This window comes from Corynebacterium sp. LK2510 (assembly GCF_040946405.1).
GTDB lineage: Bacteria > Actinomycetota > Actinomycetes > Mycobacteriales > Mycobacteriaceae > Corynebacterium.
On sequence record NZ_JAYWLR010000010.1, the window covers coordinates 1 to 11,607 of the forward strand.

The following is an 11,607-nucleotide window of genomic DNA, read 5'->3' on the forward strand; positions in this document are numbered from 1 at the left end:
CTAGGAACACAACCCCGAACAGGATCCACAGCCCCAGCGGCATGAACGGTGTCCACGCTCCAACTCTGCCCGTGGTGACGATGTGGGCAACGGTGGTCAGCCATAAGGCTGCCGTCACAGCAGCGAGAGTGGCCGTCAGGTAAGGAAACAGTACTGCCCAAAAAGCGGTGGCTTGGATACCCGATCGCGACTTGCCCAGCAGGTGAAGCGGGGAGAAGAAGCGCTGCAGGCTCGAGCGTTTGCCGATCGTGGCGACGACGAGGATGACGCAGATTGCCAACAACGTATAGGCGGCCAGGGGGATGAAACCGGCGGTGCCGTCACCACTGGGGCCGTAGAACAGTTGTGTATCCTTCCCGGATCCTTCCGCCCACTTTTTCGCCGGCATCACCGAGTAACCTTCGGGGGCCTGTGCGGAGGAGTCGGTGACAACGAGAGCCCAGTCAGGATCAACCGGGGGATTCTCCGACACCGCGGCAGAAAGCTGCATGTAGTCGAGGTGGAAGGGGTCTTCCTTGGCCGGGGCCTCGGCCTCGGAGAGGAACTCGTCGATAGCCAGAAGATTTGACCCGGTGATCGTGTAATCGTTGGCGACCTCGCGCGAGGCGGACTCGGAACCCGAATAAGTGATATCCGAGGGCTGCCAGTAGACAACCCCGTGGCAGGAGTCTCCGATCTGGGCGCACACCTTCTCCGCGTCCCCCGGAGCCAAAAGGCGAGCATCACTGGTGACGATGACGGGAGCTTCACTGACGTTTTGGGTCGTGTAATAGGCCCCGGCCTCCAGCGAGGAAATGGCCCAGCTGAACCCGGCGAGGGGGATGGCCACCAATGCAGCCGCCAACCCTGCCCTAGACAGTGTGCCCGTGGCAGCAATGGAGCGAATCCCTACCGCGGGAGCGGTCCATCCGACGGTGTGACTGAGCACCGAGGAGATGGCGCGAGATAAAAATCGACTCAACGGCCCTGCCATGACCGCAGCGAGAACCGGGGTTGTCAGCACCATGAGCGCCACCGCCATGCTCGACCCGCCCGCGGCAATCAGCCACACGCCGCAGATGATGTTGAGTGCCGCGACGACGGTACCGGCAATTCTCCCGGCTTTCTTCACTGCCGCGTTGCTTGCGCCTGCGGTGCTGGTCTGACCCACAACTCGGTCGACGCGGATCGTACCGACCCCGGTCAAGTAGATAAGGCCGAGGACGATAAGTGCCGTACCCAGCACAGGTAGGGGCGCCCCCCACACATCGGGCAGTTCTTTTCCCATGCCCAGGAACAGCAGGTTCAAGAAGGGTTGGAGGATGACACGCCCCAGCACCACCGCCGACACACTGGCCACACCCGCCAAGGCCAGCGCCTGCAGAAGGAGATGACGCTGGAAAAATCCGTTCGAAACGCCTAGGTTCTTCAGCGCTAGCACCGTGGTCCGGTGATCACTGATGAAGTTCTGGTGCGCCAGACGCACCCCGATGATGGTGGGAAAGATCGCGATCAAACTGACATTGACCATGCCTTGTTTGAGATCGGAACTGCCGCCAGAGGAAAACGCGACGTACAGGATGGTTCCGACAAGCGTTCCGACTATGACGGCGGTTACCACCAGACCGCCGATGTAGGGGCGCACAGTGGTCTTGAGCTCTCTGCGGTACGCGGCCGTGGGGTTGAGGGACTGCATGTCACATCCCCATTTCCAGCAGTGTGTGTGATGTGCCGCCGAACAGCTCCCGGTGGGAGCAATACACGACGATCGCGCCACTGTCAGCCGCGTTGCGCATAAGCGATTCAACGACGGCGATGTTGTTCTCATCGAGGGCGCTGACCGGCTCATCCATCAACAACACGTCCGGCTGGGAGGATAATGCCTGGGCAATCGCCACACGCTGACGCTGCCCTCCCGAGAGCTCACCCGGGTACACACCGGCATAATCCGCCATGCCCACATCCCCCAGCAGATCCACCTGCTGCTGCGAGTTAAGGCCGCGGCCGGCGACATTAACAGCCAGGGCCAGGTTCTCCTGACATGTCAGACTTTCAAGTAGCGTCGGTGCTTGGGGCGCGTAACCAACATGCTGAGCTCGCCAGTGTGAAGTCTTGTTACCCGACCAACGGTCAGCCCGTTGACCATCAATGACAATCTCGCCCGACTGAGGGGTGCGCAGACCCGCTAAAAGGTCCAGCACCGTCGATTTGCCGCTCCCCGACGGGCCACGGACAACGTATATCCCGGGCGTATTCAGGGTCAGGGAGACAGAATCGAGAATCAGGGGAGCGTACCTGGTGTATCTAAATGAAAGGTCTTTCCAGGTGATTTCCATCTAAGCATCCTCTAGCTTTCCGTGTTTCCAACATCTATTGGGCCTCTGGGCTACACATATCAAAGTCACCACGGCAAAAAGGCAGTTAAATCGATACCTAGATGTACTGACCGGAGTCGTTGGTCGAGTTTGTGTGAACCGGTGATATGACGAAGACCTCTGAAGTGGAATAGGAAGTGTCCTAATCCATCCGATCCACACAAGAAGTCTTCTCAATGGTTCACTCTAACGCAGCGTTGACTCCACGCCACCGTTTTAAAGTTGGCCAACTCGTCGTCGACGATGGAGTGCCCATCGCCGAGGTCACCGCCCGCTTCCAGTGCTCATGGCCGACAATCAAACGCTGGGCTGAGCGCTACCGACGCGGCGAGGCAATGCAGGATCGCTGCTGACGGCCGCACACAAGCCCGAACAAGACTGCACCTGAAGTGGTCAAACGAATCGTGTCGCTGCGCATGCGCAAACGCATCGGACCACTGCAGCTAGCTGCGCTGTGCGATGTGGAATCGTCGACGGCGTACTAGGTGCTCAAACGATGCCGCCTTCACCGACTGTCCTACACCGACCGTGGAAGTGGCGAGGTCACACGCCGCTATGAGCATGAGCACCCCGGGGATCTCATCCACATTGATGTGACGAAGTTTGGCCACATTCCCGACGGTGGTGGATGGCGTTATGTCGGTCGGCAACAAGGCCAACGCAACCGGGCTGCCACCAGGGCACACCACGCAGCCGCCACCGGGGTGCTGCACCGCGCTGCAGAATGGTTCGCGCGCAGAAACATCGACATCACGCGGGTCATCAGCGACAACGGATCATGCTACCGAGCGAAGTTGTGGCAGCAGACCTGCGCCGAACTTGGGATAAGGCCGTTATGGACATGGCCGTACAGGCCGCAGACTAACGGCAAGATCGAACGCTTCCACCGAACACTCACCGATGGGTGGGCCTGTGCCCAGTGCTACCAATCGGAGTCTAAACGTCGAAGGGCACGTGCTGGCTGGATCCACGACTACGATCACCACAGACCCACACTGCATGCGGAGGCCACCCACCAATTGCCCGGTTAACTAACCTCCCCGAGCAGTACAGCTAGCTGGGTTTCCGAGCAGCGAACTAAGAGCTAAGAAAAGAAGGCTAAGAATCCACCGGAATCCTCAGGAACCGGCGATTCTTAGCCTTCTGTTCTTAACCTATGCGGTTCGAGCACCGGGGCCACTGAGCCCCAGCGCACTTAGCCGCGCGGGTACACGCCGTCCTCTCCGAGGCGAGCCTCCGGGTTGAGCAGCAGGGCGATCTCACCGTCGTGCGTGTTGCCCTCGGCGAAGCGGCGGTTCTCCACCTGCTCGAACAGCTCGCGGCGGCCGGTCATGCCGGCCTCGAGCCAGCCGGCACCCCTGCGCAGGCGAGCGGTGGCGCGGGAGCGCCATTCCTCGACAGATGCGCCGGACGCAGCCAGCGCTGCCTCGAACACACCCGGGTGGGCCAGGACGACGATCGCGCCGACGTGGCCGAAGCCCAGGGAGGTCAGCACAGCGGCCTTCACGTTGCCTGCACCCAGTGCGAGCGGGGAGCGCAGCCAGACGAGGTTGCGTGCCTTCGCGCCCACGGCCGGGTCGACGCAGTCGAGTGCGGCATTGGCGGGCAGGGAGCCGGTGCGCAGGACGTCGATAAGCCCGCCGACCTGGAACAAAGCGGCACCTGCCTTGGCGTGACCGGTGAGCGCCTTCTGGGAGATGACGTACATCGGGGCACGCTCGTCGCGGCCGATGGCCGGCCACAGGATGGAGTGCAGCTCGGACTCGTTCGGGTCGTTGGCGTTGGTGGAGGTGTCGTGCTTGGACACAACCGTGACGTCGTCAGGCGTCAGGCCCAGCGATGCTAGCGAGCGGGCCAGGCGCGACTTCTCGCCGCCGCGCGCTGCACCGAGCACACCCAGGCCCGGGGCCGGGATGGAGGTGTGCGCACCGTCGCCGAAGGAGGAGGCGAAGGCCACGACTGCGAGCACCGGGAGGCCGAGCTTGGCGGCCACCGAGGCGCGGGCCACGAGCACGGTTCCGCCACCCTCTGCCTCGAGGAAGCCGCCGCGTCGGCGGTCGTTTGCACGGGAGATGAAGCGATCGGAAATGCCCTTGGCGCGCATCGTCTCAGTGTCAGCGGTCGCGTTCATCTGGCCGAAGCCCTCGAGGGACTCAACCTGAACGTCGTCGATACCACCGGCGACAACGAAGTCTGCCTTGCCCACGGCGATCTTGTCCACGGCCTCCTCGATGGAGACGGCTGCGGTGGCGCAGGCGCCGACCGGGTGGATCATGGAGCCGTAGCCGCCAACGAGAGACTGCATGACGTGTGCTGCGACGACGTTCGGCAGGGCCTCCTGCAGGATGTCGGACTGGCGGTCCTCATCGAGCAGGCGCGAGACGAACACCTTGTGCAGGGACTCCATGCCTCCGATACCGGTGCCCTGGGTGGAGGCGACGTCGACCGGGTGGACTGCCTGCATCAGCTCTGCCGGGGTGAAGCCGGCGGAGACGAAGGCGTCGACGGCGGTAACCAGGTTCCACACGGCGATGCGGTCCATGTTGTCGACCATCTGTGCCGGGATGCCCCACTTGGAGGGGTCGAAGTTGTCCGGCATCTGGCCCGCGACGGTGCGCGACAGCGTTGCCTTGCGCGGTACGCGTGCGGTTGCGCCGGCGAGGCGGGTGACGGTCCACTCGCCGTCGACAAGCTCCACGCGGGTCTTCGCCGGGTCGGCGGCCTCCATGTCGCGGGCGACTGCTTCGTTTTCCACGGTGAAGGAGACGTCGCGGTCGAGGAAGACCTCGGCCAGGTCGATGGAACCGCGGTCGGTGAGGAAGTACTTGTCGCTGAGCTCACGCACTCCGGCGCGGGCGACAACCTCATCGCGGAAGCGGTCGTAGATGTCGGCCTCGTCGACGCTTGCGCCGTCGGCGTCGTACCAACCCGGGTTCGGGTCCTCGTTCCAGGTGACCAGGCCGGTCATCCACGCGAGTTCCAGAACGCCGGCGGCGGTCAGCTCGACGGTGCCATCGCGTGGGGGCTAGCTGTCCTGTTCCGCATCGCCGAGCCTGCGCAGTAGCGGCCCAATCTCGCCGCCGGTGATGCGGCGGTGCAGGTAACCCCCACCCATCATCTGTGCTTCAAGGTGGAACACCTTTAGACACGCGAGAATCTCGGTTGCGTTGAGACTGGCAACAGGATGAGAAGCGAGGAACTCCTCTAGGCTCTGCTCTCCGAGGACGACCTGGTGGTTGGTGGGCAGGTGAGGGGCGAGCGCGGTGGTGAGTTGCTCTCTGAGCTCGGCCGTCTCAGCAGGGTCGAGCCCACTACCTTCTACCTCGTCGATGAGGGGAAGAAGCGCGACAATGTCGAGGTAAGGGTTGGGGGAAGCATCGGTGTCGGCGCCGTTTTCGGAGGCAGCGTCGTCGCGCTGACGCAAAGGAGCTGATGGGTTTCTGACGAATAGGACGATGTCGTCCGGGTTGAATTCAATTGCTTCGCACACGCGCCGGATAAGTGCCACCTTTTGCGGGGTAGAGCTGTTCACTCGAGCCCCTAGTGCTGGGTCAATCTCACGGATCCTCGCGTTGCCCGGCATGGTGCTCCTGTCGCCGTCTACGGCAAGCATTGCTTCGTCTTTCGCGGCGGTAAGCACGCCGTCGCGGTCGGCTTCCAACAATGCACGGAGGACGACCGATAAAACGTCAGTCCACGTCTGCACGGGTGTCTTTGCTCCGCCGATCTCGACGGCAGAGACTTCAACCCCAGCGAAATCGGTGTCCTCACCAAGTGGTTCCGATTGAAGCACCTCCCGGACTGGTGTGAAATCAGTCTGCGGCAACGGCCATAGCTCGAGGGCTCGGGAATCGAGCTCATTGGCGCGGGACGTGAGCTGGTCGAGCCCCCAGGACGTCTGTGCTTTGACGTAGTTGTTAATCACATACGGGGACTCGGAAAAGCCGCCAGGCATCTCCTTCTTGATCGCGAAGGATGAGTTCGAGTACTGCGAGTTGTATCCGGTTACGGTCAGGTTAGCGATTCTGTTTACCCACGTCCGGTGGATTTCGTCCGCCTCCGGTCCGAGATCATCCCTCCATGCGTTGCTCAACGTTTGGGGCATGATGTGCTCGATGGTGAGCTCCCCGCTTTCGATATAGGCCGCAATATCTGCGACGTCCTTCGAGTGCCCGCGCTCAAGCACGTGGAAGAGATACTGCCGGTAGGTCGATTTCATGTGGTAGGCGTCACGGGTACGAAAGGCCTGAACAAATTCCTCATCTGCCGGGAAACGGCCGCTGTGCCCTCGGCTAAGCAGCATGTAAGCGAGGATGTCGCTGTACGGTTCGTCGTTGCGGCGTTGCTTGCGCAGCTCCGAGTAGGCGGTGGCGAAGGTCTTGTTCAAAGAGTTAGATGCTACTGAGGCGATCACGCGGCGGAAAACATACGTTTCGATGATGGCAAGCATGGACGCGAAGTCCTCCTCTGAGATGATGCCCGCCTTCAAGTCGCGGTAGGTCAGCCAGAGGAATGGTTTGACGACATCACCGATCACGCGGTTGGACGTCTTGAGGCGCCGGTCCACCGCAGAATATCCCGTGGCGCAGTGCGCAAGTGCCTTGGCGTAAGTGGAGAACTGGTGTAGCTCTTCGACGATCTCGGAGGGGGTCTTCGGCGATTTCGCCACAAACACCTTGAACGCCTCGAAAACCTCGGACTCTTTCGGAGTTTTAGAGGTCTGTGCGGTCAGGAACCAGCGGATGAATGAGTCAGTGCGGAACTCAACGTTTTTCTCCATAGCGTTCCAGAACTTCTCGTAAACGAGTTCCTGCTCGCGGTGGGGAAGGCCCATGAGCACCAGGTTGCGGATCTTATCGGATTCTTTGAGCGCGAGACCGGTCGAGTTAAGCGTTTCAAAGATGCGCTGTGGGTCGTCCTTCGGTTCGAGGTCAAGGTGCATCACTTCGAGACGAGAAATTCCCTGGTTCCACAGCTGGTCTGCGTCGAGGACGGTCTCGCGGAGTCGTTCGCGGAAGTAGGAGTAGTTCGCCGTGAGGTTGGATCCTTCGTTGAAGTAGGCGGGGTCGCCGAAGAGCCGGGAGTAGGAGTCCTGGTCGTCCTTGATGGGTTTGAGCTTGAACTTCTGCTCGCCTGAATCGCTAACGAGTAGATAGTTGTTCATGAGCTTTTGCGTCAGCCCCGGCGTCGGTTCTTCCACTTCACCGTCGCGGACCGCGTGGACAAGGGCAAGGATGAGAACGCTCACCGTGGTCAGGCGCTGCTGGCCATCAATGACAACCCACGTAAAGGAATCCTCCGGGTTGCCCACCACTGAACCGAAGAAGTGACTCTCGCGATTGGTGCGCGCGACCTCTTCGATATCGTCGAAAAGTCGCGCGCACTGCTTCTTGGTCCAGTCATAATTGCGCTGGTAGACGGGGATGACCAGCTTCTTGTCCATCCCGTCAAATGGCACATGAATCCTCTTGACCTCGCCCCTCACGGCAGCCTCCTTTTGCAGCGGTATGTAGCTCAATGCGAATGTAGCGGACGTGCCGCAATCTAGGGGTAGCGTGGGGAACATGACTTTCCTGCGCAAAACTTCGTGCCTCGTCCTCGCTGTCCTCGTGGTCGGAAGCGTGTGGGCTCCCCAGGGCCGGGCTGAGGTGCCGATGTCCGGGATCGGGAACTACTCGCTCGAGGCGATCCAGCTCTACCCGTACGGTATCGCGGTCCCATTCGATACCCCTGGCTCTCCGTACCGGGAAATGAAGGAGTGCGCCAACGCGACGCGCGATCGGCTTATCAACTCCGCGCACGGCAGTGGCCTTGCCAGTCCCGGAATGTTCCAGGTGATCATGTCGGTCGCCCCAGCTAGCTGCGTTTTGTTCAACCCGGGGCTCAACGCGGCGCTTGATGCGCAGATGCGCGAGGTTGCAGGGCGGTAGCGGGTTCGCGGGGGCGTAAGCCGACGCTGGACTGCGGGGGTTGAGTGCCGGCCTGTTGGGTTGGAACCCTCATTGGGCAGGCACGTTCGTGCCGGAATGCTTATTCGAGCGAGCCCCATTTGGACCAAATGTAGAAATTCGGCACGTTCGTGCCGGAAGTGGGTAGAATCTGAGGGGCGAGAGTGCGCTAGTGACAAGAACGGCACGTTCGTGCCGGTTTGAAAGAGTCCAGTGTTAGGCAGGTGGGAGTGTTGATGGATCTTGCCACCGCTGTGCGTACGCGGCGCCGCGAATTGAAACTGACCCAGGAAGAACTTGCGGACCTTGCGCAGGTAGCGGAGCGCACGGTTCGAGCGATCGAGGCAGGCAAACAAACAGTTCAGCTTGACAAAGCATTGCAGGTGTTGAGGGCGGTCGGTCTGGAATTTGCGGTGCAGGTTCACGTTCCCGAGGCACTTCGATGACGAGGAAGACGACCGCATACGTGTGGGCGGGTGATGCCCTTGCTGCGACGATTGTGCGTGATAGGGCAGGGACCAAGTTCCAGTACTTGCCCGAATACGTGCAATCGAGTCTCCCCGCCATCGCCACTACGCTTCCTAAGAGCAGCCGAGCCATCGAACTCGCGCCGGGCCAGATCCCTCCATTCTTCGCCGGGCTTTTGCCAGAAGGGCGCCGGCTCAGCGCCCTAAGACGGTCGGTGAAAACTTCCGCGGATGATGATCTCGGTCTGTTGCTGGCGGTAGGCGGAAATACTGTCGGAAACGTTTCGGTATTACCCGAGGGGAAGCGGCCGAAGGCCCTTCAAGGGAGCGTTAACCTTGCCGGCAGCACCGTCGATTTCTCCCGCATTCTGATGGACGCTGGGGTCGGGGATCCTCACTCCCTAGCGGGAGTCCAAGACAAAGCATCTGCTCGCACCATTGCTATGCCGATCGGGGGAGAGGCGATTGTGAAGCTTTCTCCGCCTGAGTATCCCGGACTAGTGGAGAACGAATTCACTTGCCTACAGGCATATCGCACGATGCCGATGGCCAAGCAGAAGGTCGTCGATGCGTCGATCCTGCACGACATGAACGGGCTCCCCGGCTTGGTCGTTGAACGATTCGACGGAACCTTTCCGGAAAAGTACCAGGTAGAGGATGCGGCGCAACTATTGGGAATCTATCCTGCTGACAAATACAACGTTAGTTATGAAGAACTCTGCCACCGAATCCTTGCAGTGACTGCCGCTCCCATGCTTGCTGCCCGTGATCTAATGCTTCAGCTCGCCTTCGCATGGTTGAGCGGAAACGGCGACCTTCACGCCAAGAACATTTCCGTGATCAACAGGGGCATGGGATACGAGCTTTCGCCGGTCTATGACGTTCCCAGCACTGTTCCTTACGGGGATTATTCGTTAGCCCTTGAAGTTGGCGGAAGAAAAGACGGACTGAGCCGAAAGCGTTTCGCTGCTCTATGCCTCGACGTGGGATTGACCGATAAACTAGCCAGCAAGATCGCCGCGCAGGCACTCGCGGCCACCGACGGACTCGCACGCTCTCTGATCGACGCTGCATCATTCGATCCGCGCCGAGCTCGAGATCTCACCAGACATCTTCGCAGTAGGCGTCAGCACTGGTAACTCTTCTCGCAGTGCCGCGGTGTGTTCGAACGCCGCGCCGACCGTGTCGGGCCAGGATGTAACAATTCGTGCGTTACAAGCAGACGGGTGGACCCGGCACTGATTCGACACGGAGGAACACATTGCCAGTCACATACAACTTCGAGGACGCGGTCGCACCTCTGGAGATTATCGGGGGCATCGCGGCGTTCGACCCGACAACGCTCACCATCGCAGCAGAAGCCTTAGGCGAGTACGGTTACGACCTCTACGGGCAGCGCGGTTTGGCAGTGCCGCGTTCCGCGGTTTTGGAACGACTTGCTGAAGTAGAGGCAGAACCCGGCTTCGCACGAGCTGTGATCGACACCGGGCACCTCCGGTGGGATCCCAGTCTGAACACCGATGCCTCGGAGATTGACGATTACGATGGCCGCCCCATTGAAGCAGTAGCGCTAGGGGAGATGCCCGTCGCCCGCATCGACGACGTGGTGCTTACAACCGTGCCCATGGTTGTGGGCAAAGCCGACGGTGCCTCTATCGAGGTGTGGTTTGCTGAGCTTCCCGACGAGCTCGAACAGGCTGATGGGTTCGAGCTCTTCCACTTGGCCACCCGTCTGCAGGAGGCGTGGCCCGAAGCGGACACGCAGCTGACCTATGTGACTGTGCCGCGGCAGAAGCTGGAATACCGTTCTGAGATCTCTTCGGCGTTGACCTGCACCAACTCCGAACTGAAAATCACCCAGAAGTTCAAGGCTGAGCTGGACGAATCAGGTGCTCGTGTTATTGCTGAAACCGTAATTACAACCGGAGCGCCCGTGGATCTCCCGCCTTACTACGACTTTGGTTCGCGCGGTCCCGTCATCTTCTGGTTTTCGGAGGATGACGGTGGGCTCCCGTTCAGCATCATCTACACGTTGGCTGAGGCGTGGGAAGCGTTCGGAGAGAGCGACGAACTCGAGATCCTAGAGTTGGTCTAGGCAGCGCGTCAGCGCTTACGGCCGGCTCCTTGGAAGTCATCGAACCGAAAGGCTCACTAGTGGTGAACGCCCGCGATAGGTCGGGCCCACGAGGAATAGCGGTACCGCGGATCCTAGCCCTTATAGGCGGCCAGGTACCGGATCTTCGGTGTAATTTCGACGCGTCCCTTGCCCTCGCTGTCACGTTTCATGATCAACTTGGCGGCCGCTATTTGCCCACGTGTCGGAGGGACGTCGGTTTTGGGGACATACACGTCGCGGGTTTGTGGTTGTCTCACGGAGCCCTCCTGTCACTGGTCGTAGTTGTAAGTCACTTCCTAGATGACTGCATCAATGAGATGGTTCTCATTTTTGACCAAGAACGGTAGATCATCAAGAGCATCGAGGATCGCAACCCCTATGGGGACTTTGGCGGGATCCCCCGATGCGCACATTTCAGTGGCCCAGCGAAGCTCGGAGTGCCATTCTTTCAGCAGGTCTTGTTGGCGATTACTGTGCATGGTGCGCGAGACGCCTGTCCAAGCCACGCAAGCTGCACCAACCGGGGCCAGAAACGCGGTTCCTGCCGCGAGCACCGAAACTCTCTGTGTCGGTGAGTCGACGATGAGAGCAACGAAGTACACGACAGCAAGTGTGCCCAAAAAGCAGGCAGCAATATACTCCCACGACGGCTTATTCAACGGCCCCCTTACCCCGCGTTTGACATGCATAGTAGGGGGAGATGGGTTTCTGCGCAGGGGATA

The 11,607-nt window shown here is 60.5% G+C and carries 8 protein-coding genes and 2 pseudogenes; 5 read left to right on the forward strand and 5 right to left on the reverse strand.

What is annotated here, in order from left to right; genetic code table 11:
- On the reverse strand, positions 1-1,675 hold a 1,675-nt coding region (locus tag VVR41_RS06680), incomplete at its 3' end, for a hypothetical protein (protein ID WP_368524110.1).
- Between the two features lies 1 nt (position 1,676).
- Positions 1,677-2,315: an ABC transporter ATP-binding protein gene (locus tag VVR41_RS06685; protein ID WP_368524111.1), complete on the reverse strand. Its 639-nt coding sequence runs from the start codon at positions 2,313-2,315 to the stop codon at positions 1,677-1,679.
- A 215-nt stretch (positions 2,316-2,530) separates the two neighbouring features.
- Here VVR41_RS06685 and VVR41_RS06690 point away from each other — a divergent pair.
- Positions 2,531-3,411 (forward strand): annotated as a pseudogene (locus VVR41_RS06690) (IS481 family transposase).
- Positions 3,412-3,549: 138 nt separating this feature from the next.
- Here the strand turns inward: VVR41_RS06690 and VVR41_RS06695 are convergent.
- Both VVR41_RS06695 and VVR41_RS06700 read right to left on the reverse strand, forming a co-directional pair.
- Positions 3,550-5,373: pseudogene (locus VVR41_RS06695) on the reverse strand (beta-ketoacyl synthase N-terminal-like domain-containing protein); the annotation flags it as partial.
- Positions 5,374-5,379: 6 nt separating this feature from the next.
- Positions 5,380-7,839 (reverse strand): DUF262 domain-containing protein, encoded by a 2,460-nt coding sequence (locus VVR41_RS06700; protein WP_368524112.1) that lies wholly within the window; start codon positions 7,837-7,839, stop codon positions 5,380-5,382.
- Positions 7,840-7,918: 79 nt separating this feature from the next.
- On the opposite strand from VVR41_RS06700, the gene VVR41_RS06705 reads away from it, so the two are divergent.
- From VVR41_RS06705 to VVR41_RS06720, 4 genes are all read left to right on the forward strand, one after another.
- Positions 7,919-8,284: a hypothetical protein gene (locus VVR41_RS06705; protein WP_368524113.1), complete on the forward strand. Its 366-nt coding sequence runs from the start codon at positions 7,919-7,921 to the stop codon at positions 8,282-8,284.
- A 254-nt stretch (positions 8,285-8,538) separates the two neighbouring features.
- Positions 8,539-8,748: a type II toxin-antitoxin system Y4mF family antitoxin gene (locus VVR41_RS06710; RefSeq protein WP_321103695.1), complete on the forward strand. Its 210-nt coding sequence runs from the start codon at positions 8,539-8,541 to the stop codon at positions 8,746-8,748.
- Complete coding sequence (locus VVR41_RS06715; RefSeq protein WP_368524114.1) at positions 8,745-9,908, forward strand: type II toxin-antitoxin system HipA family toxin; 1,164 nt, start codon at positions 8,745-8,747, stop codon at positions 9,906-9,908. The genes VVR41_RS06710 and VVR41_RS06715 overlap by 4 nt, the downstream gene beginning before the upstream one ends.
- A gap of 122 nt (positions 9,909-10,030) precedes the next feature.
- Positions 10,031-10,864, forward strand: a complete 834-nt coding sequence (locus VVR41_RS06720; RefSeq protein ID WP_368524115.1) for a hypothetical protein — start codon at positions 10,031-10,033, stop codon at positions 10,862-10,864.
- Positions 10,865-11,181: 317 nt separating this feature from the next.
- On the opposite strand, the gene VVR41_RS06725 is transcribed toward VVR41_RS06720, so the two are convergent.
- On the reverse strand, positions 11,182-11,487 hold the full coding sequence (locus VVR41_RS06725) for a hypothetical protein (RefSeq protein ID WP_368524116.1): 306 nt from the start codon (positions 11,485-11,487) through the stop codon (positions 11,182-11,184).
- Positions 11,488-11,607: the final 120 nt, after the last annotated feature.

Coding starts and splice junctions, on each gene's coding strand:
- VVR41_RS06685 (WP_368524111.1), bottom strand. CDS start 2,315: ATGGAAATCACCTGGAAAGACCTTTCATTTAGATACACCAGGTACGCT.
- VVR41_RS06710 (WP_321103695.1), top strand. CDS start 8,539: ATGGATCTTGCCACCGCTGTGCGTACGCGGCGCCGCGAATTGAAACTG.
- VVR41_RS06715 (WP_368524114.1), top strand. CDS start 8,745: ATGACGAGGAAGACGACCGCATACGTGTGGGCGGGTGATGCCCTTGCT.
- VVR41_RS06705 (WP_368524113.1), top strand. CDS start 7,919: ATGACTTTCCTGCGCAAAACTTCGTGCCTCGTCCTCGCTGTCCTCGTG.